The organism is Vibrio sp. B172a (assembly GCF_030248355.1).
In the GTDB taxonomy this organism is placed as follows: domain Bacteria; phylum Pseudomonadota; class Gammaproteobacteria; order Enterobacterales; family Vibrionaceae; genus Vibrio; species Vibrio owensii.
Genome location: NZ_JAHGAC010000002.1, coordinates 83,354 through 104,912, shown reverse-complemented (window position 1 = coordinate 104,912; position 21,559 = coordinate 83,354). Strand labels below are relative to the sequence as shown.

At 47.6% G+C, this 21,559-nt stretch carries 17 protein-coding genes; 10 read left to right on the top strand and 7 right to left on the bottom strand.

Annotation, left to right across the window (positions count from 1 at the left end):
* Window positions 1-133: 133 nt before the first annotated feature.
* Window positions 134-1,144: a putative 2-aminoethylphosphonate ABC transporter substrate-binding protein gene (locus KIT90_RS02745; RefSeq protein ID WP_258677665.1), complete on the bottom strand. Its 1,011-nt coding sequence runs from the start codon at window positions 1,142-1,144 to the stop codon at window positions 134-136.
* A 266-nt stretch (window positions 1,145-1,410) separates the two neighbouring features.
* Here KIT90_RS02745 and phnW point away from each other — a divergent pair, with 266 nt between their 5' ends.
* The 3 genes from phnW (at window position 1,411) to phnX (ending at window position 4,816) form a co-directional block, all read left to right on the top strand.
* The gene (gene phnW, locus KIT90_RS02740) at window positions 1,411-2,514 is read left to right on the top strand and encodes a 2-aminoethylphosphonate--pyruvate transaminase (protein ID WP_285375078.1); all 1,104 of its coding nucleotides are present in this window, start codon (window positions 1,411-1,413) and stop codon (window positions 2,512-2,514) included.
* A gap of 26 nt (window positions 2,515-2,540) precedes the next feature.
* Complete coding sequence (locus KIT90_RS02735) at window positions 2,541-3,920, top strand: aspartate aminotransferase family protein (RefSeq protein ID WP_285375075.1); 1,380 nt, start codon at window positions 2,541-2,543, stop codon at window positions 3,918-3,920.
* Between the two features lie 80 nt (window positions 3,921-4,000).
* Window positions 4,001-4,816, top strand: coding sequence for a phosphonoacetaldehyde hydrolase (gene phnX / locus KIT90_RS02730; protein ID WP_285375072.1), 816 nt, complete (start codon window positions 4,001-4,003; stop codon window positions 4,814-4,816).
* 86 nt (window positions 4,817-4,902) lie between these two features.
* Here phnX and KIT90_RS02725 read toward each other — a convergent pair whose 3' ends face one another.
* Window positions 4,903-5,931, bottom strand: a complete 1,029-nt coding sequence (locus tag KIT90_RS02725) for a LacI family DNA-binding transcriptional regulator (protein ID WP_005442357.1) — start codon at window positions 5,929-5,931, stop codon at window positions 4,903-4,905.
* 248 nt (window positions 5,932-6,179) lie between these two features.
* On the opposite strand from KIT90_RS02725, the gene KIT90_RS02720 reads away from it, so the two are divergent.
* The 3 genes from KIT90_RS02720 to KIT90_RS02710 are packed head-to-tail and all read left to right on the top strand — an operon-like array spanning window position 6,180 to window position 8,235.
* On the top strand, window positions 6,180-6,623 hold the full coding sequence (locus tag KIT90_RS02720) for a PTS sugar transporter subunit IIA (protein WP_005384357.1): 444 nt from the start codon (window positions 6,180-6,182) through the stop codon (window positions 6,621-6,623).
* 58 nt (window positions 6,624-6,681) lie between these two features.
* The gene (locus KIT90_RS02715) at window positions 6,682-6,969 is read left to right on the top strand and encodes a PTS sugar transporter subunit IIB (protein ID WP_005374080.1); all 288 of its coding nucleotides are present in this window, start codon (window positions 6,682-6,684) and stop codon (window positions 6,967-6,969) included.
* A gap of 9 nt (window positions 6,970-6,978) precedes the next feature.
* Complete coding sequence (locus KIT90_RS02710) at window positions 6,979-8,235, top strand: PTS ascorbate transporter subunit IIC (protein ID WP_005384349.1); 1,257 nt, start codon at window positions 6,979-6,981, stop codon at window positions 8,233-8,235.
* A gap of 192 nt (window positions 8,236-8,427) precedes the next feature.
* Here the strand turns inward: KIT90_RS02710 and KIT90_RS02705 are convergent, their stop codons facing one another.
* Complete coding sequence (locus KIT90_RS02705; protein WP_095760049.1) at window positions 8,428-8,790, bottom strand: ATPase; 363 nt, start codon at window positions 8,788-8,790, stop codon at window positions 8,428-8,430.
* A gap of 9 nt (window positions 8,791-8,799) precedes the next feature.
* The gene (locus KIT90_RS02700; RefSeq protein WP_285375065.1) at window positions 8,800-11,175 is read right to left on the bottom strand and encodes a S8 family serine peptidase; all 2,376 of its coding nucleotides are present in this window, start codon (window positions 11,173-11,175) and stop codon (window positions 8,800-8,802) included.
* Window positions 11,176-11,610: 435 nt separating this feature from the next.
* On the opposite strand from KIT90_RS02700, the gene KIT90_RS02695 reads away from it, so the two are divergent.
* The gene (locus KIT90_RS02695; RefSeq protein ID WP_285375330.1) at window positions 11,611-12,870 is read left to right on the top strand and encodes an SGNH/GDSL hydrolase family protein; all 1,260 of its coding nucleotides are present in this window, start codon (window positions 11,611-11,613) and stop codon (window positions 12,868-12,870) included.
* Between the two features lie 102 nt (window positions 12,871-12,972).
* Here the strand turns inward: KIT90_RS02695 and KIT90_RS02690 are convergent, their stop codons facing one another.
* From KIT90_RS02690 to KIT90_RS02680, 3 genes are all read right to left on the bottom strand, one after another.
* The gene (locus tag KIT90_RS02690) at window positions 12,973-13,821 is read right to left on the bottom strand and encodes an SIS domain-containing protein (protein WP_285375063.1); all 849 of its coding nucleotides are present in this window, start codon (window positions 13,819-13,821) and stop codon (window positions 12,973-12,975) included.
* An 85-nt stretch (window positions 13,822-13,906) separates the two neighbouring features.
* The gene (locus KIT90_RS02685; protein ID WP_285375060.1) at window positions 13,907-15,307 is read right to left on the bottom strand and encodes a sucrose-6-phosphate hydrolase; all 1,401 of its coding nucleotides are present in this window, start codon (window positions 15,305-15,307) and stop codon (window positions 13,907-13,909) included.
* Window positions 15,308-15,373: 66 nt separating this feature from the next.
* Window positions 15,374-16,768 carry a sucrose-specific PTS transporter subunit IIBC gene (locus KIT90_RS02680; RefSeq protein WP_039842769.1) on the bottom strand — a complete coding sequence of 465 codons (1,395 nt, stop codon included), beginning with the start codon at window positions 16,766-16,768 and terminating at the stop codon, window positions 15,374-15,376.
* A gap of 256 nt (window positions 16,769-17,024) precedes the next feature.
* On the opposite strand from KIT90_RS02680, the gene rpiB reads away from it, so the two are divergent.
* The 3 genes from rpiB to KIT90_RS02665 all read left to right on the top strand — a co-directional run bounded on the left by rpiB (window position 17,025) and on the right by KIT90_RS02665 (window position 21,553).
* The gene (gene rpiB, locus KIT90_RS02675) at window positions 17,025-17,465 is read left to right on the top strand and encodes a ribose 5-phosphate isomerase B (protein ID WP_009705066.1); all 441 of its coding nucleotides are present in this window, start codon (window positions 17,025-17,027) and stop codon (window positions 17,463-17,465) included.
* A 1-nt stretch (window position 17,466) separates the two neighbouring features.
* A complete protein-coding gene (rpe, locus tag KIT90_RS02670) occupies window positions 17,467-18,135 on the top strand; it encodes a ribulose-phosphate 3-epimerase (RefSeq protein WP_285375057.1) in 669 nt (222 codons plus the stop codon).
* A gap of 148 nt (window positions 18,136-18,283) precedes the next feature.
* The gene (locus tag KIT90_RS02665) at window positions 18,284-21,553 is read left to right on the top strand and encodes a mechanosensitive ion channel domain-containing protein (RefSeq protein WP_285375055.1); all 3,270 of its coding nucleotides are present in this window, start codon (window positions 18,284-18,286) and stop codon (window positions 21,551-21,553) included.
* Window positions 21,554-21,559: the final 6 nt, after the last annotated feature.

The window sequence follows — 21,559 nt, the reverse complement described above, 5'->3', positions numbered from 1 at the left end:
GGAGGGAGTCCATACATCGCGAATCTAGGTGAGACTAGGAATCTACTTGCAGCAAATTCTGAAATAGAAAGAGAAAACAAAAAATCCACCTCAACCGAGGTGGATTTCAACATTCAACTCAAAGCGAATTCAATTAAGACTTTGGCTCTGATTTCGCGTCAAACTTCTCAGACCATGCCGCTAGGATCTCTGCACGCTTGCTGCCCATTTGCGCGAAGTCCATCTTCGCCATGTTCTCTTGAACGTTCGGGAAGTTAGACACGGCCGCTTTCACTTCTTTATGTGCAACCACTGGGTACATTTCTACGTAAAGCTCGTTTGCTGCTTTAGAGATTGACCAGTCGACAACACGTTTCGCTGCATCAGACTCTTTTACTAGACCAACAGCTTCTGATTCCCAGCCGATGCCTTTTGGTGTGATAACCGCTAGTGGTGCACCTTGTGTTTTCAGCTTCGCGCCGCGGCTCGCCATCGAAATACCGATAGCCACTTCCCCCATACCCGCTTGAACACATGGTTTAGAGCCAGAGTGCGTGTAGTGTGCAATATTCTTGTCTAAGTCACGCATGTAGTTCCATGCTTGATCTTCACCCATGTTTTGTAGCCAAGCAGAAACCTGCATGTAGCCAGTGCCTGAAGACGCTGGGTTCGGCATTGCAATGTGACCTTTGTAAACCGGCTTCGTTAGGTCTTCCCAAGACGTTGGTTTCGGTAGGTTAAGTTGTTTCGCTACCGCTTCGTTGAAACAAACTGCGTTAAAGAACGCATCGTTACCAAACCAAGCTTGGTTTGATTGAGGGTCGTTTAGGTTCGCATGCAGCTCTTCCAAACCTTTTGGTGTGTAAGGCTTAAGAAGACCTTCATCTTTAAGCAGTGCCATTGACGAGCCAGCAAGACCCCAAACCACTTCCGCTTGAGGGTTGTTCTTTTCTGCCAGCAATTTCGCCGTCATGATACCGGTTGAATCGCGAACCCACTTAATCTTGATATCTGGGTTATCTTTCTCAAACGCAGACTTGTATTTCGCAAGAATGTCAGTTTCGAAAGCGGTGTAAACCGTGACTTCCTGTGCTGCCATTGCATTCGTAGCTAGCAGAGAGACAAGTGCAGCCAGCGATCCTTTCATCAAACGGTTTTTCATCATTTTCTCCAGTTAATTTGGCTAAGTTTTCATTTGGTCTGTACCAGTTGACGATATACACCCTACTGAGCCTTTGTGACGAATTCATGACCATTAAATGGCAGTTTTACGAAAATTTTCGATGAATAATTGTTCAATTGATCCACCATTTTCTGGATATTAAAGTTTTATGAAATTGGAGATTCGCCTATTTACTGCCCTTTTCTTCCTCGCTAGAGTGAACTCGAAATTTGGTGTAGACCAAACAGCCCATTCTGATGGAAATCGAGATGAAAAACGAATACCTACTACTGACTCCAGGTCCTCTATCTACTTCTGAAACGGTACGTGAAGCCATGCTTAAAGACTGGTGTACTTGGGATGATGAATACAACAAAGACATTGTAGAAGTGATCCGTACTAAGCTTGTAAAACTGGCGACGGAGCGAGATGGCTACACCAGCGTTTTAATGCAAGGTAGCGGCACAGCATCAGTAGAAGCAACGATTGGCAGCGCCATTGGCAAAGATGGAAAGCTGCTGGTTGTCGACAACGGTGCGTACGGTGCACGTATCGCTCAGATCGCTGATTACCTAAATATTCCATGTCATGTAGTTTCCCCAGGCGAAACATCACAGCCACACTTGAACGAGGTGGAAACTGCATTGGCATCGGATCCTACAATCACACACGTGGCGATTGTTCACTGTGAGACAACCACTGGCATGCTTAACCCAATTGAGGCATTTGCTTCTGCGGCAAAAGCTCACGGTAAAGTAGTGATTCTCGATGCCATGTCGAGCTTTGGTGGCATTCCTATCGATATCGCAGAGCTAGGCATCGATTTTATGATCAGCTCAGCGAACAAATGTATTCAAGGCGTACCGGGTTTTGGCTTTGTGATTGCGAAGCAAACTGAGCTCGAAAAGTGCCAAGGTCAGGCACGTTCTTTGAGCCTTGATCTTTACGACCAGTGGCACTGCATGGAAGTGAACCACGGCAAATGGCGTTTTACGTCTCCAACGCACACGGTTCGCGCTTTCTATCAAGCCTTGTTAGAGCTGGAACAAGAAGGCGGCATTGAGGCTCGTCATAACCGTTACCAAACTAACCAGAAAACACTGGTTGCAGGTATGCGTTCTTTGGGTTTTGAGCCACTACTGAGTGATGACCTTCACTCGCCAATCATCACTTCTTTCTACTCTCCGACGCACAGTGATTACCAATTCAAAGCGTTCTACACACGTTTGAAAGAGCAGGGCTTCGTGATTTATCCGGGTAAGGTGTCGAACGCAGATTGCTTCCGTATCGGCAACATTGGCGAAGTTTACCCAGCAGATATCGAGCGCTTAATCGGTGCAATTGAAAAAGCAATGTACTGGCAAGTTGCGTAAAGCGACCTTCTGATTGAGAGAGCGTTATGACTCAGAATATCAAACCGACCCATTTCCGTAGTGAAGGCGATATCAACACGACACCAGCGCGCCAAGCTTGGAATGCATCGATGGACGACGAACGCACGCAAACATTATTGAAGCGTGATTCGGAAGTCTTTCTTCATCAAGCCATGTCGACACCTTGCTTAGATACCTTGGAAGCAGCGGAAGGCATCTATATCCAAGATACTACCGGCAAAAAGTACATGGACTTTCATGGCAATAACGTCCACCAGCTAGGCTATGGTCATCCGCATGTGATTAAACGTGTGCAAGAGCAAATTGCCAAACTGCCGTTTTCACCACGTCGTTTTACCAACGAGACCGCGATTGAATGTGCCGAAAAGCTCACCCAAATCTGTGGCGGTGAATTGAACCGCGTGCTGTTTGCTCCGGGTGGCACATCTGCGGTTGGTATGGCTCTTAAACTAGCACGCCACATCACGGGCAACTACAAGGTGGTGTCTCTGTGGGATTCCTTCCACGGCGCATCGTTGGATGCCATCTCAGTGGGTGGCGAAGCGTGTTTCCGCCAAGGCATGGGACCATTAATGGCAGGCGTTGAGCGCATTCCACCAGCCGTATCTTACCGAGGCGCTTTCCCAGTTGCCGACGGCAGCGATGTGCATTATGCCGACTACCTTGAGTACGTGATTGAGAAAGAAGGCGGCGTGGGCGCGTTTATCGCAGAAGCGGTTCGTAATACCGACGTACAAGTGCCGAGTAAAGCCTACTGGAAACGCATCCGTGAAATCTGTGACAAACACAATGTCATGCTGATCATCGACGACATCCCTAACGGCATGGGTCGCAGCGGTGAATGGTTTACCTACCAAGCCTACGACATCGAGCCAGATATGCTCTGCATTGGTAAAGGTTTGGGTGGTGGCTTAGTGCCTATCGCAGCCATGGTAACCAAAGACAAATACAACACCGCCGAGCAAATCTCCATGGGTCATTACACTCATGAGAAGAGCCCTATCGGTTGTGCTGCAGCACTGGCAACCATGGAAGCCATTGAGCAAGACGGTTTGCTAGATAAAGCCAAAGCCGACAGCCAGTTCATGCGTGAAAAGCTGCTAGAGATGAAAGCTAAGTACCCAGTGATTGGTGATGTGCGTGGCATCGGCATGTTATGGGGCATTGAACTGGTCACTGACCACGAAAGCAAAGCACGCGCGTATGACGAAGCGGAAGCTGTGTTGTACCAATGCCTCAACAATGGCGTGAGCTTCAAGGTATCGCAAGGCAATGTGATTCAACTCAGTCCACCGCTGATCATCACTCGCGAAGAACTGACAGAAGCCTTGGCCATCTTCGAAGAAGCGATCGCCAAAGTGTGTAAAGACTTTAACTACTTCTAACCTCAACAAAAACCAATTTACCCAGAGCGCGGTTCCAACGTGTAGGCAAGCGCTCTGGCAAGCAAGAAAAAGGATTGAACATGAGCAACTCACCAATTCAAGCAGTGATCTTTGACTGGGCTGGCACTATCGTCGATTTCGGCTCTTTTGCACCGACTAGTATTTTTGTGGAAGCGTTCAAACAAGGCTTTGATTTCGATATCGACCTAGAAGAAGCGCGCGAACCAATGGGGCTTGGTAAATGGGATCACATCCAAGCCGTGGGACGCATCCCTGCGGTTGATAAGCGTTGGAATGAGAAGTTTGGTCGCTCAATGACCAGCGAAGACATCGACGCTATCTACGCAGCATTTATGCCTTTGCAAAAAGCAAAAGTGGCGGACCATGCAGACCCAATCCTTAATGCGATTGAAGTTGTGAACAGCCTGAAAGACAAAGGCATCAAGATCGGTTCTTGTTCTGGTTACCCTCGCGAAGTGATGGACGTATTGATTCCTGTGGCAGCAGATTACGGCTACAAACCGGATTACGTAGTAGCAACGGATGACCTGCCTCAAGGTGGTCGCCCAGCACCATTTATGGCACTGAAGAACGTGATTGAGCTGAATGTTACCGACGTTAATGCGTGTATCAAAGTGGATGACGCCGCACCGGGCATTGATGAAGGTCACAACGCCGGTATGTGGACCGTTGGCTTGCTGCTTTCTGGTAACGAAGCCGGTCTAACGTTTGAAGAATACCAAGCTGCGGACGAAGCAACACTTAATGCCGCTCGTGAAAAAGCGCGTGCAAAATTGCTCAAGAGCTCGCCTCACTATCTCATCGATACTATTGCTGACTTCCCAGAAGTGGTTGCAGATATCGAACGTCGCCTAGCGGCAGGTGAGCGTCCTTAGTCGACAATCACTATTCTCACGCATAAAAAAACCTCTCAGCATCGAGAGGTTTTTTGTATCGCGTTTTAGTATCTAACCAAATAAAATTAGTTGATTGCAGTGCTCGCTCGGCGTTTTAGCTTAAAGCCCATGTCCGTTGCGTGCTCTACAGGCTCGCCTTTAATGGCTTGCAGTAACTTGTCTGCGGCTTTCGTCCCCATACGTTCGTAATCGAATTCCGCACAGGTCAAACTTGGGTAGGCGTGCTCACCCATGGAAGAGCCTTCCAAACAGATAATCGCAATGTCGGTCGGGACTTTCAGCACTCGGCGGTGACACTCAAACAACGCGCCAATCGCAATCTCTTCATGGCTACATACCAGAGCATTCAAACTTGAATCGCGCAGCAATAGCTTCGCCAACCCTTCCGCACCTAATTGTGAAGATGGTGCTTCGTGCGTGGTTAAGAAATGGTCCGGCGCAAGGTAGTTCTCAATCATCGCGCTTTGCCAGCCGTGTAGCTTACGTTGCAAAGTGGAGTGATCGCCACGCGCACCAATGAAGCCCACGTTCTTGAAGCCTTGCTCAATCACGTGTTTGGTACAGGCTTTACCCACCTCAAAATGGTCAACACCGATATTGAGATAACTGGCTTTCGAACTTAGCTCAGCAATTTCCAATACTGGCGTATTCGAGGCTTCCAAAAGCTGATTAGTACGTTGGCTGTGTTCATTACCAAATAACACCACTCCGGCTGGGCGGCTCTCAAGAAATGTCGAAAGCAGTTTCTCTTCTTGTTCTACCGAGTAGTCGCTGTAACCAAGCAGCAACTGGTAACCCGCTTTGTTCAACGCTTGTTGAAAGCTCGGTAAGAAAAGCGCGCACGCTTTTTCAAACAAGGAAGGAATGATAAGAGCGATGGAGTAGCTTTCAGCAGACGCCAAAGCCCCTGCCGCTTTATTCGGGATATAGCCGAGCTCATCAACCACTTGTTGAATCTTTTCTCTCAGCTTGTCAGATACTAGCTCAGGCGTTCGTAATGCTCTCGACACCGTCATGGTGCCTACGCCGGCTTTTTTAGCGACGTCCGCCAAGGTGACATTGCCAGTACTTCTTCGTTTGCGAGGTTCGCTCATTGTTCTTATTTAGTGTTCTCTATTTTCTGCCGCGACATCTTACCACAGCGTTTTAGTGGTTTTGATATTAGCGCATTAGAAGTCGATCACAAGCATATGAAACTCGGATGACTGATAAAAATGGTAGCGCTATCACAATTTATGATAGCGCTATCAGATAGCGCTACCATTTGTGATCATTCTCAGGTTTTTCTGACAAATTGATCGATAAAGTACCCATCAACAAAACAACAAACCGGAAAGATCCAATGCTACGTGAACTGATTACCTCTGATGTGATTCGCATCCATTCTGATGCTACTGACTGGAAAGATGCGGTGAGCAAATCTTGTGAAGCACTGATTGAAAATGGCGCGATTGAGCCAAGCTACGTGGACGCTATTTACCGCTCACATGAAGAGCTCGGTCCTTACTACGTGGTAGGTCCTGGTATGGCAATGCCACACGCTCGCCCTGAAGATGGCGTTAACCGTTTGTCTCTTGCCATCACAGTGATTCAAAACGGCGTGAACTTCGATTCTGAAGGTAACGACCCAGTGAAAATGCTGGTTACGCTAGCCGCGACAGACAGTAACTCGCACGTGGATGCGATTTCTAAACTGGCTGAGTTGTTTATGAATGAAGAGCATGTAGAAGCCATCTGCACCGCTCAAAACACACAAGATGTTCTCGCGATCATCGAAAAATACTAACTCCTGATGTGCCCTTCAAAATGGGCATACACCCCTATAAAAAGAAAAGGTCTGAATTATGAAAATTATGGTTGTTTGCGGTCACGGTCTTGGTACTAGCCTAATGATGGAAATGAGCATCAAAGGCATCGTGAAAGAATTGAATGTAAACGCAGAAGTGGATCATATCGATCTAGGTTCTGCAAAAGGTACGGATTGTGACATCTTCATCGGTACTAACGATATCGTTGAACAGTTGAACGCACTTGGCGTTGAACCTCGCATCGTTGCGCTTGATAACATGGTCGACAAAGTGGCAATGAAAGAGCGTCTATCTGTGGCACTTCAAGAGCTTGGCGCTCTATAAGGTGGCGTTATGGAATTTTTCAGTTTCTTAATGAACGATGTCCTATCAGAGCCAGCGGTTCTGGTAGGTCTTATCGCCCTCATCGGCTTAATTGCCCAGAAAAAACCGGTCACCGAGTGTATTAAAGGCACGGTAAAAACCATTCTTGGTTTCATCGTGCTTGGTGCGGGTGCAGGTCTGGTTGTGACTTCCCTGGGCGACTTTGCGACGATTTTCCAACACGCGTTCGGCATCACAGGCGTGGTTCCAAACAACGAAGCTATCGTCTCTATCGCGCAAGAAGCGTTTGGTAAAGAAATGGCGATGATCATGTTCTTCGGTATGTTAGTGAACATATTGATCGCTCGCTTCACACCATGGAAATTCATCTTCCTAACAGGTCACCACACGCTATTTATGTCGATGATGGTAGCGGCGATCCTTGCTTCTAGCGGCATGAAAGGTGTTCCACTGATCGCGCTTGGCTCTCTGGTTGTGGGCTCTGTGATGGTGTTCTTCCCTGCGATTGCTCACAAGTACATGAAGCAAGTAACAGGTTCTGACGACGTTGCGATTGGTCACTTCTCTACCCTTTCTTACGTACTAGCGGGCTTTATTGGCAGCAAGTTCGGTAACAAAGAACACTCTACTGAAGAGATGAACGTACCTAAGAGCTTGTTGTTCCTACGTGATACGCCAGTGGCAATCTCGTTCACCATGGGCATCATCTTTATGGTGACGTGTATCTTCGCTGGCGGTGACTTTGTACGCGAAGTTAGCGGTGGTAAGCACTGGTTCATGTTCGCACTGATGCAATCCATCACATTTGCCGGTGGTGTGTACGTCATCCTTCAAGGTGTACGTATGGTTATCGCAGAAATCGTTCCAGCATTTAAAGGCATCTCAGACAAACTAGTACCAAACGCAAAACCTGCGCTTGATTGTCCGGTTGTATTCCCATACGCACCAAACGCAGTATTGGTTGGCTTCCTATCAAGCTTTGCGGCGGGTCTTTTGGGTATGTTCCTACTTTACGTGATGGGTCTTACTGTGATTATCCCAGGTGTCGTTCCACACTTCTTCGTGGGTGCAGCAGCAGGTGTATTTGGTAACGCTACAGGTGGTCGTCGCGGTGCAATCTTGGGTGCTTTTGCACAAGGTCTACTGATTACCTTCCTACCAGTATTCCTAATGCCGGTACTGGGTGACCTAGGCTTTGCTAACACGACCTTTAGTGACGCAGACTTCGGCGCTGTTGGTATCTTACTGGGTCTGATTGTTCGCTAAGTGGTTAGCTTGAATATGATTAGCTGAGAACTGGGTTGATTGAAGCGGGAATAGGCTCATCGGCATCAATCTTCAAGAATCTCTAGTCATAGCAAACGACGAACTTTAGAAGAAAGCAATCGTAGAAAGAAAACAAACGCCCCTCACGTGAGGGGCGTTTTTCTTTTTGGCACTATCTTAAGGAGGTTTGGCTTATTGAAGCGTACTTCCGTTAGATAGCAGCTTTCTTGTCGGCTCTTGCTCGGTGTATTCAACCGCATCATGTTCCGCGAGTTTATCGACTTCCGCCTGTTCACCCACCACAACCAACACGTGTTGTTTCACTAGAGCGTCGACCACTTCAATGTTGTGCTGACGAAGAAGCGCTCTCACTTCGCTCTCTTTCCCTTCATGATACTTAACAAAGTAACGTGCAGGTTGCTGCTCGGCTTGATCTTGGCGTTCATCCACGAGAGGAAATCCTTGATTGTTTGCCAAGCTGCTTGAGCTCAGTCCGATTGCCAATAGTGCGGTAGCGCCTACCGCAGACAAAGAAAGTAAGGTCAACTTCTTCATAGTCACTCCTTATTGAAAGGTCAGAGTCCAACTGTTGATGGTGCCTGTGTCTCTTCTGGCATTGTCCACCGCTTTAAGTTCCCATGTGCCTTGCGATTCAAAACCAGAGAAGTCCGCTTGGAAACTGGTTTTAATGTCGTTCGCACCACCACCCGCATTGTCGTGCAGTACTACTTGACCACCATCTGGTGACGTTAGCGTGACACGAAGATCGCCAATGTAGGTGTGAGTGATATCCAAGTCGATAGTCACTGAACCTGCATCGCCAGAGCGAGCCACATCTAATGGGCTTACGATACCTGCAGAGCTGTTGTCAGGAATTGCTACTGCATTCGAGTTGGTGTAGCTAGAAGGTGCAGAACCGCCACCTGATGAATCACCCGAGCCGTTATGCGTTGCAACAAGAGAAACACCAGAGTACGCGCTGTAGCCGTAAACTAATACTTCATATTGCCCTGCGCCAGATACGTTCAAGCTACAGCTTTCGCCATTACCGCCCGCCCATGAACGACAGTCGTAAGTGCTGGTGCTTGGTGTGCCGTTAAAGCGCACGTAAAGGTCAGCATCACCAGAACCACCACTCATGTTGAATGTCGCTTGCGTTGCATCCGCTGGGACGTCAAACACGAATACAGTGCTTGATTTGCTGCCACCAGAAAGCTGCGTTTTCGCCACGCCATTTTCTAGAACGTTGTCGTTGCCAGAGCCGCCGCCATCCGGACCATTACAGCCTGCGTCTAGGTATTGTTTCGCAGCCTCTGCATTCACAAGACCATGACCAGTACGGTTATCACGACCTGTTACGTCGATGTCCGTTGCTGTCTTGATCAGCGCGTTACGTACTTGCGCTGCGGTACAGGTTGGATGGTAGCTCCACACCAAACCCGCAACACCCGTTACGTGCGGCGTCGCCATCGAAGTACCGTTGTAGTACTCGTAGTCTTCACCCTTGGTGGTCGATACCGTGATGTCTTGACCAACATAGCCCAACAGCTCCTGACCGAAGGCACGATCAACTGTCACTGAAACAATACGCGCCGCGTTGTTTTGATCGACAAGGAAAGGATTCTGCAAACCCGGAAGCTCAGAGTTACTGTACACAATCGCCGCACTTGCACCTGCGTTGTAACACGCTTGAACTGCATCGATTTCTGGGTAGTTACCCGATGATTGGTTACCCACACGCTCAGTCAAACAGATCTTGCCAGACATATCACCACAGCTGAAGCTGCTACCGGATACGTCACAGCTTGCCAGTGTCGCCGTGATAGAGCCGGCTACTGGATCAGGACCGTAACTGCCGCCCGATTGGATCAAGCGGTTGTGAGGAACGATGCCACGATCGAACTGGCTAACACCGTTCAAGCGAATGTCTGAAAGCTTACCCTCGCCCACTGTCACCGTAGATAGAATCGCTACGCCCGGACCTGCGATTTCAACTTGGTCTGTCGCTTGAGAGAACGCCGCGTGATCACGCTTATCATCCACTGCCGCAACGGACATAACTGAGTCGTAAGACGCTGGGTAGCTGTGCGCAGTATTACCATCGTTACCCGCAGCGGCAATCAGCAGCACGCCTTGGTCGTAAATGGTTTGCAACGCGTTTTTCTCCGTCACACTCGACTGGCTACCACCAAGGCTCATGTTGACGACGTTCGCGCCGTTGTCAGCACAAGTTTGTACCGCTTTCACCAAGCTGGATGAGTAGCCCCAACCCGCTTCATTGAACACCTTAACGATGTGCAAATTCACGTTTTGGTTCGGCATAACGCCTTTGATGCCCTCTGTATTGGCAATCGCGGCAATCGTACCTGCTACGTGCGTACCGTGAGCGTTGTTGTTCCCCGGAACACTCCAAGAACCTGTACCGCTATCGTTTGTACCCGACACTCGGTTGCCACTCAGATCGTTGTGCGCCAAATCGTAACCCGAGTCGATGATACACACGGTGCGATTCCCTGCATTCGAGTCATCCAGAAGCTGAGCGTTAACCGCCTCGTAGCCCCATGGGATAGTCTCGCTTAACAGATAACGCGGAGGGTCAATTTCAACGTATTCCACATCGCTGCGGTTACGTAATTGCCCCAACTCCGAGTCTTCCATCTCCACGCTGTAGATCGCGCGGTTTCCTAGCTTTTCCACTTTACGCGCTTTAAGCTGATCTAAGACCGACTCTTGCGCGATGCGTGGCCCCCAGAATGAGTTCCCACCCAATGCTGAAGGACTGGACGTATCTTCTTTAAATTTGACGATGTATTTGGTCGGCAAGTTAGATTCGTCGAACCCCGTTAAAGGAGCCGCATGCGCTGACATCGAAAATGTCAGTGCTACTGCAACGGCAGACAATGAAAACAAGCCATTTAATTTAGTTGTTGTGTGATGCATTTGCTCTATTCCTTTTTGAGCTGATTTTTATTCACTTTATCCTCATGAAAAATCATAACCCTGACTTATGCATGAGCGATTCAGCTATAGGTTATCGCCTAAAAATGCCAAACAATTTGTTTCATGAATACACAACAATGAACAAAAGATCATCTAAACAACAGATTTAGTTAACATACAAAAACACCACCAAAACCTTATAAAGCAATTACTTATTAACACAAAAAGTGCATGTTAAATTAATGTTAGTGAGTAATTATTCTAGATTTTATAAAATCTTAGTATTTACCAAATCTATTGAAATACGATTGCGGTACCAAAATTGACAGAATGAATAATTAGATATTTGACTAAGTAGGGTATTTACTCAGAATGAGGGCGTTTAGTGAGATAAATTCTCACTTAAATCATGACGATAATCATCATAGAGAGTGAATCATGAATAAGACCATTACGTTACTTAGTGCATTATTACTACCACTGAGTTTGGCTCACGCCGACGAGCCATCACTGACTCCTGAAATGGTAAGTGCCTCGCAAGTCAGAAGTGCGCAAGCGAAACAAACCTACACTTATGTTCGCTGTTGGTACCGCACCAGTTATTCAGAAGACGAGCCTGCGACAGATTGGGAATGGGCAGAGAATCCCGACGGCAGTTACTTCACAATTGACGGCTATTGGTGGAGTGCTGTTTCTTTCAAAAACATGTTTTACACCGACACACCACAAAGCATCATCAAAGAGCGTTGTGAGCAGACCCTAGATCTAGCGAATGACAACGCTGACATCACCTTCTTTGCTGCCGATAACCGTTTCTCCTATAACCACACCATCTGGAACAACGATCCAGTCATGCAGCCCGATCAAATCAACAAGGTCGTGGCGCTGGGTGACAGTTTGTCGGATACCGGCAACATCTTTAACGCATCACAATGGCGATTCCCGAATCCAAATAGCTGGTTCCTAGGGCATTTCTCTAACGGTTTTGTATGGACAGAGTACATTGCTCAAGCCAAAAACCTACCGCTCTACAACTGGGCTGTAGGCGGCGCAGCGGGTGAAAACCAATACATCGCTCTGACGGGAGTGGGTGAGCAAGTTTCATCTTACTTGGCGTATGCGAAACTGGCCAAAAACTACAAGCCAGCCAATACCTTGTTTACGCTTGAGTTTGGTTTGAATGACTTTATGAACTACAACCGTAGCGTGCCAGAAGTGAAATCAGACTACGCAGAAGCATTGATCAAACTGACCGATGCGGGTGCGAAGAACTTGTTGTTGATGACGCTGCCAGACGCCACTCGTGCGCCACAGTTTACCTACTCAACTCAAGAGGAAATCGACAAGATCCGTGCGAAGATCGTCGAGATGAACGAGTTCATCAAAACACAAGCGGCGTATTACACAGCGCAAGGCTACAACATCACTCTGTATGATACCCATGCCCTGTTTGAAAGCTTAACAGCGAACCCAGAGCAACACGGCTTCGTTAATGCGAGCCAAGCTTGCCAAGACATCAACCGCTCGTCTTCTGCAGATTACTTGTACCACCATTCGTTGCGCTCAGAGTGTGCTTCTTCTGGCTCTGACAAGTTTGTGTTCTGGGATGTGACTCACCCAACTACGGCCACGCATCGCTACGTAGCAGAGAAGATGTTAGAAAGCAGCAACCAACTATCGAACCATCCGTTCTAATCCTAGAACCCGAGGGGCAGATAAGAAAAAGGCTGACGTAATGTCAGCCTTTATTGTTTTTGAATCCTGTTTATCTCGAAGCTTTGCCTCGTCTAGCGACCTTTATCGGTGCAGAATCGCCACCGCTTTAGTGGTCTTCTCTAAGTTCTCTTCCGCTTGATCTGGAATCTTACTCGCGATGGTCGCATACAAGCTGTCGATCATGGCAAGTTTGACCAAGCGCGCGATGCCGTTTTTACCCAATAGCGGTTCTGGCGATGCAGGCGCGTATAGCGGGTAATCGGAAAGCTGGGACAACTCAGCGTGGAAGTTGTTGGTGATAGAGATGATTGTCGCACCAGATTGCTTCGCAAGGCGGACAGCATCCATCAAATCAACGGTTTGACCTGAATGCGAAACCACCAGCACCACGTCTTTTTCACTCAGCACACTAGCCGACATCAACATTAAGTGACGGTCACGAGGCACTGATGCGCGAATACCAAAACGTAGGAGCTTGTGCTGGAAGTCCTCACAGATGATGTTCGAACCACCCGCTGCGTACAACTCAATGTTACGCGCGTGAATGATGGCCTCGGCGGCTGCGCTCACCATGTTGGCATCCACAAAGTTGAGGATTTCCGTCAAGGCATTGATGGAGTTTTGCAGCACCTTAGTGACGATCTGCTCGCAAGAATCATCCGGCTGAAGTTGCTCACTTGGCGCGTAAGAATCTGAGTGATGATGAGCGTTTAACGCATCTTTAAGCTGTTTAAAACCACTGAAGCCAAGCTTCTTTGACACCTTAACGATCAACGCCGTTGACACACCCAATCGCTCCGCCACTTCTTTAATTGAAGTCGACTTCTGCATGAAGTGAGGCTTGAGAAAGTTTTCCGCAATGGATTGTTCGGTACGCGTGAGTGAAGGCATACGCATACGAATATTGGGAATTACTTGATTGACATCCACGGACAATATCATTCCTTGTGAAACAGTCGGATCATTATACATAGCTACCGCTCTCTCGTCATGGTAACTGCACTTGCAGCTACGGTTATGCCTTTAATTGCCAATGTGTTGCCGTGACTGTGCTTTCGCTCTCAATCACAAAGCCCACACCTTGTGCGTTTTGGCCGAAGAAGCGTGATGTCGACACCGCCTCACCTTGGTTAATAAACACTTCCACACATGAATGGTCACGAAGAATTTGTAGATGACGAACCTCACCTTGCCACTGCTTTGATTCCCACTCACCCGTTTTCAGATTTCGGCGAATAGTTGCTAGCCCTTGTGGCGTCACGTGCAACGTCAAATCGGCGGCAACATCGATCGTCAGTTCTGCCGGAACATCTTCAATCAGCAGTTCAGAAGACAATCCATAAAAACGCAGCGATTGGTTGGTAAAGCTTTGTGGTTGCGAACGCAAAGATTCGAGTTCTGCACTTGGTTTTTGCAGTAAGCGTCCGTCTTGAAGAATCAGCTCTCGCGGGCAAGTCATTTGGTGAATCCAGCCAAACTCTATCGTTGGCTGGTAAGATTCGAACTCATCTGGTTTCCCCATCCACCCAAAGAGAATACGACGACCTTGTTCATCTTCAAATGTCTGTGGCGCATAAAAATCGAAACCATGATCCATCAAGACGCCTTCGCCATGTTCAAAGCCCGCTGTTGGGTAATCAAGCTGGCCAAGATGATAAGTCACATCAAAGGTTTCCACTTTACGACCGTCCACTTCTAACCAGTTTTTCGGACAAGTGATCAGCGCGTATTGGTCACCAATTGGGAAAAGATCTGGGCATTCCAACATAAAGTCATCACTTTGATGTTGATTGCGGCCATCACCAAATACTTCACCAACAAACTGCCATTGTTGTCTGTCTGATGAACGGTAAAGCAGCACTTTGCCTTTGTAATCGAGATCTTCTGCGCCCAGCACCATGTAGTACTCACCGTCGTGCAACCACACTTTTGGATCGCGCACATGGCCGCTGTAACCTTGAGGTAAGTCGAGCACAATGCCTTGCTTCTCTACTTGTTTGCCCGCCTGTAAGGTAGCTCGGCATTGGTAAGCGGTTCGGCCACCTTGTTCGAACTTCACGTTGCCGGTGTAAAACAGTTCCAGCGCACCATCCACCACCAAGCCTGAGCCAGAATAACAGCCGTGCGTTTCGTAGTTTTCTGTTGGTGCTAACGCCAAAGGTTGATGCTGCCAGTGAATAAGATCTTTACTGGTGGCGTGTCCCCATGCTTTCGCGCCATGTGCACACGCTTTTGGATTCCATTGATAAAACAGGTGATATTCGCCCGCAAAGTGCGCCAAGCCGTTTGGATCATTCAATAAACCAAATTGCGGTGCAAAGTGCCAAGTCGGACGGTAAGGGTCTTCTTGCGGATTTGCCATCTGATTTAAGGCAATCGCCAACACGTCGTTAATGTAGATTTGTTCTGCTGTCATGGTAAGCCTTATTAAAATCTAGAAACAGGAATCCCCCTGAAGTCAGGGGGATGAAAACACAAGGGATTACTTGTCTTGCAGCATCTTGTCTGAGTAACCAAATAGGTAAGTCAGAGTAAATGCCGTACCGATAGCAATTAAGTTCACCGCTAGGTAACCCAGCATTTGACCATTCAAGTAGAGCAGCGCTCCTGGAATTACCGTGATAGCCATGCCTGTTGCTTTCAAACCAAATACCGTTGCGAAGAAGCCGCCAACTGCACCGCCAATCAAGCCCATAATGAATGGTTTGAAGAAGCGAAGGTTCACACCGTATAGCGCTGGCTCAGTGATACCCAAGAACGCAGATAGTGTTGATGGCATTGCCAGAGCTTTGAGTTTCTTGTCTTTGGTTTTCACACCTACCGCAAGACAAGCAGCACCTTGTGCAGCGATTGCAGCGGTGATGATGGCGTTGAATTCGTTTGCGCCAGTGTTGGTCAGCAATTGAATCTCAAGCAGGTTGAAGATGTGGTGAACACCCGTCATCACAACGATTTGTTGCAGACCACCAATCAAGACACCGCTCAGACCCAGTGGCAGATCCAGCATGAACTGGGCGCCTTGCAGGATAATAAGCTCTAACCAGTGGAAGATAGGACCAATCACAAATAGAGAAGCCGTAATCATCACCAATAACGTTAGGAATGGTGTGACCACTAAGTCCAAAGCTTCTGGTACGAAGTTACGAATACGGCGCTCTAGTTTGGCTCCCAACATACCGGCGATAAAGGCAGGGATAACAGAACCTTGGTAACCAAGCACAGGAATAAAGCCAAAGAACATGATGGGATCAAGCTCACCAGACGCCACAGACCATGCATTTGGCAGCGCTGGCGACACCAGCATCATACCCAAAATCAGACCAATTAAAGGAGAGCCACCAAACACGCGTGCCGCCGACCACGCGATCAATGCTGGTAGGAAAATGAAGGCAGTATCCGTCAGAATCTGAGTATAAAGAATGAAGTTTTGCGGAATGGTTTCTGGCGTTAGACCAAACAAGCCTAAGATCTCTGGCTGCATGAACAAGCCACGCAAACCCATAAACAAACCTGTCGCAACAAGCGCTGGAATGATTGGCACGAAAACATCACCAAACGTACGGATTGCACGTTGGAAAGCCGTCCCTTGTTTTTCAACCGCTTTACGTTGTTCATCTTTCGAAGCTGTCTTCAGCTTTAAGTTCTCAAACGCTTCAAAGACTCGGTTCACCGTTCCGGTGCCGAAAATAATTTGGTATTGGCCGCTGTTAAAAAATGCGCCTTTTACCTTGTCGGTGCCTTCGATGCGTTTCTTATCAATTTTGTTTTCATCGGCAACCATTACGCGTAATCGAGTAGCACAGTGAGCGACAGAGACAATGTTTTCTTCTCCGCCTAACGAGCCCACCAACTCTTCTGCAATCATCGTGTAAGACATATTCAAACCTGTTTCGTGATTAATGGATTAACTGCCTATTAAGCTATCAATAAGTCATAGACTCTGCCTCTACCGAGATCACAAAAATAAACTTTCTGTGAATTTTTTATTTCTGTGAATTTTATTGTGAACTTTTATTTATTTTAAATACAATAACTTAAGTAACATTTGGTGAGTTTCAATTAAATTCACTGTTTACAGTTGTGATTTTATTTGTAAACTTTAAAGCAAATCTGAACGCTTGAGAGTTACGAATATGAAAATTGCTATCGGTTGTGATCATGTAGGGATCGAACATAAAGAATTGGTTATCAAACACTTAGAAAGTAAAGGTATTGAAGTGATTGATTTCGGCACGCATTCAGCAGAGCGTACTGACTACCCTCAATACGGTTTAGCCGTCGCGAAAGCGGTAACAAGTGGCGATGCAGACCAAGGTCTTTTGATTTGCGGTACAGGTGTTGGCATTTCGCTAGCAGCAAACAAAGTTCCGGGCATTCGCGCTGTCGTTTGTAGCGATCCATACACGGCACAGCTATCTAAACAGCACAACAACACCAACATCCTTGCGTTCGGCTCTCGTGTTATCGGTATTGAGCTAGCAAAAATGATCATCGATAGCTGGTTAGAAGCAGAGTTCGAAGGTGGTCGTCATCAGAACCGTGTAAACCAAATTGCAGAAATTGAGGAGCGATAAGATGGCTAAGTTTTGTCCTTCAATGATGTGTGTCGACTTCTCTAAGTTGGCAAGCGAGCTGAAAGAGCTAGAAAAAGCAAACGTCGATATGCTGCATATTGATGTGATGGACGGTCACTTTGTACCAAACTTCGCGCTTGGGCCAGAAGACATCAAAGCAATTCGTAACCTAACGGACATCGAATACGATGTGCACCTAATGTTGTCGGATCCAGACCAGTTCATCGACTTGTTTGCAGCACTAGGCCCTAAGCTGATGTACATCCACGCAGAAGCGCCACCGCACCTGCATCGTTCACTCGGTAACATCCAAGCGAAAGGCATTAAGTCTGGCTTAGCAATCAACCCAGGTACGCCATTGAGCGCAATTGAAGACGTACTGGATGTGACGGACGTGATTTTGGTGATGTCGGTAAACCCTGGTTTTGCAGGACAAGCCTTTATTCCAAATGCTTACAACCGCATCGAGCGTATTATCGAAATGATCGAAACGAAAGGCACCAACACTAAGATCGCCATTGACGGCGCGATCAGCCCAGAAGTGATTGAACGTCTGAGCGACAAAGTGGAGTACTTTATTCTTGGTACTGCGGGTCTGTTTGGTAAACCAAAGAGCTACGCAGACACCATGCAAGACCTACGCGCCCTTGGCGAAAAAGCGGTCGCTTAACCCCCCCAACTATCTTTTTTTAGTTTATCCCCGAGTGCTTTGCTTCTGGTGCGCTCGGGGATTTTTTGTCAAAACAGGCGTACATTCCATCTAGCGTATACACTTATTTCTACTCAATAAATTCAGAGTCGAGGTTGGTGTGAAGGGAATGAGAAAGCCGATGTTTGCCCGCAGCTTGCGTTGCTTAACCGCTGTGTTGTTATTGCTGATTTCCTTTGTCACCGTCGCGCAAACCCTACCCGAAACCGACTTTCTGAAAAGCGAAATCGCACGCTTGAACGCGGAGTCACCAAAAAACGACACGCTGATTGGTCAGTACGAAACTCTACTCAATCAAATTACAGGGTTCGACGCACAGAAAGCATCGCGTGACGATTACCGAAAAATCATTAGCCAGTTCCCCTTGCAGCGAGAACGTCTTCTCAAACAAATCGAAGAAGCCGAAAAGCTCGACATGTTCAAGGCCAAGCAGCTCAATAGTTATAGCGACCTATCCCAATCCATAGCGTCACTTCAGGCAGCGATGAGTGAATGGCGCACCACTTCACAAGCGAATGCTGAAAAGACCAAACAACTTAACGCAGCAAGAACCTCCCTTCCCGTATCTTTGGCTCAATTGAATCAACAAATCGAGCAAGCTTCATTGGTCAAAAGTGAAAACGGCGCAGAGATAGATCAATGGTTAGAGACCGCGAATCTCACCTACCTTAAGTTACAAAAAGAGGTGATGACCGCCGAGCTACAAAGTTTGGATGAGCGCACAGAGCTTGTGCGATTAGAACAGCAATTGTTGGCGAAGAAGCTTCAGTTAGCCTCTCCCATGCTGATTGAACTGCAAGACAAGCTCACCCGAGTTGAACAAGAATCGGTAAGAGGTTTGATTGCCGAAGCGCGAGAGCTAAGCGCGAAAGCCGATGAATCTGACGTGGAGAAACAGCGACTCATCGAGCAGCTTCGTCAGTACACGTTAGAGCTAGAACAAGTGTTGGTAGAAATCGACCAAGCACGCATTGCTGGACAAAAGTTTGAATCAGAGCGCCGAAGCTTGTCGGAAGAACAGCGCCTAATCAAAGAAAACCTATCATGGCTGCGAGACAGCACCGCATTTGGCGCTTCGATTCGCGCTCAGCTACAGCGTTTGCCAAACCAAATTCAAAACAAGACCATACCCGATGAGATTGCCAATGCTCACATCCGCAAATACGAAATCAGCCAGTTGCTGGATGATTTTGCGCTTGAAGATGCCGTTCGTGCAACGCAATCCAATGCCAAAGTTCCAGACCGTTTAGAAACCTTATCACACGAGTTAGTTGAACAGCTCTCACAAGATTATGAAAAACTCATTATCGCCTTAGGAAAACTGCAACTGACCATCAACCAGTACGCCATCGAAGTCGAAAATGCGCGAGCATTCTTACGTGAACAACAACTTTGGACACGCAGTAATGTGCCTTTCTGGCAGCATCTGACTGACTTCGATAAAGAGATTTGGTTTGGCACCAAAACCCCATTGAAAACCCTGCAAGATGAGGTCAATCCTGACCAACTCAAAATGGTGGGTGGTGCGTTTGTTTTCTACACACTGGTGTTGTTTTATCTGGGGCGTCGTGTGGTTCGTCGTACGACTCGACTTCGTCATGAATACAAAAAGGTGTTTGGCCACCCGCTCAAGGACCGCTTCCAAAACAGTATTTCACTGCTGTTTATGGCGATGTGTCGAGCCGTGATTTTGCCACTTTGGTATGCCATCACCGCAGCAGCGCTGTTCTGGCTGTGGCCGGCTCCCAACGCAACCGAATCCAAAATGCTGATCGTTGCCAGTGCTTCTGCCTTGTTTGTGATCGAATTGATTTACGCCATGAGCTCGAAAAAAGGCTTGTTGGAGTTGCACCTAAATTGGCCAGAACGCATTTGTGATTATGTTCATAAGCAGAGTAACCGCCTGCGTTTTCCATTTGCCCTCTTCCTTTTATTGATCTTCTTTGCAGAGTTGGTTGCCGGCGACCAAGAAGCAGAAATATCTCGCCTGTTCTTCCTAATGCTAATGGTCGGCATGACGATGGTGTATGGCGCTTTACTTAAGTCTGATCGCATCCCATCGACACTACCTGTTCCACTCAATCGCGGACTTGGATTGTTGCTGCTTAAGGTGATGATCCTCGGTTCCTTCATTGCCATCATCATTATGGCGTTGATGGGTTTGTACATTGCTGCATGGCTGTTGCTCATTTACCAGCAACTCACCCTGTTTGTCGTGCTTGGCGTCTTGTTTACGTATCAGCTTGGCGAACGCTGGCTCAAACTCGAACACCGTCAACTTAATTACCAACGCCTACTGGCGCGCCGTGAAGAGCTAATTGCTCAGCAACAAGAACAAGCAGACGAACCACCGGAAATAGCCGAACTCAGAGAAAACTTCCCGGAAGTGGAAGAGCAAGGCTTAGGGAGCGAGCAGATCAGCGAACAATCCATGACACTGTTGCGCGGTTTATCCTTGATTGGTTTGGTAATTGCGGTTCTGACTTTATGGTCGAGTGCGTTAGAGATGACCAGTTGGCTCGATAAAGTGGTGGTGTGGCAAGTCAGTGAAGTGGTCAGCGGCAGTTCGACCTTGGTTGACGTGACGCTACAATCTTTGATTTATGCGCTGATCACCTTGCTAGTTACCTTTGTTGGCGTGCGCAACCTACCGGGTATTCTGGAGCTGCTGATTCTGCGCCGTTTAGAGTTATCTCCTGGCACGGGCTACGCGGTGACCACTTTGCTTCGCTATCTGATTTTGATGACGGGTGTGCTGTCTGCTTTCGCCATTCTTGGCTTTCAGTGGTCGCGCCTACAATGGCTCGTGGCAGCATTTGGTGTTGGCTTAGGCTTCGGTCTACAAGAAATCTTCGCAAACTTTATCTCTGGTTTGATCTTGTTGTTTGAGCGCCCAATTCGTATTGGTGATATCGTCACCATCAATGACCTATCAGGCACAGTGAGCAAAATCCAAACTCGCGCAACCACCATCATCGATTGGGACAATAAAGAGATTGTGGTGCCGAACAAAACCTTCATTACCGAAAAGCTCATCAACTGGTCACTCACCGATTCAATCACTCGTATTGTGATTCCAATTGGCGTGGCGTACGGCTCTGATGTCGAAAAAGTCGAAGAGTTGTTGTATCAAGTAGCGGAAGATCACCCATTAGTGTTGAACGATCCGTCTCCGTCAGTCTTTTTCTTAGCGTTCGGAGCAAGCAGCTTGGATTTCGAGCTGCGTGTGCACATTAACTCCATCGATCACCGCTTATCGACCATTCACATCATCAACAAAAACATCGATAAGCTGTTCAAAGAGAACGACATCGAAATCGCCTTCCCACAAATGGATGTGCACGTTCGCGACTGGCCACAGGATGGTGAGAAAAGCTAAATCTGC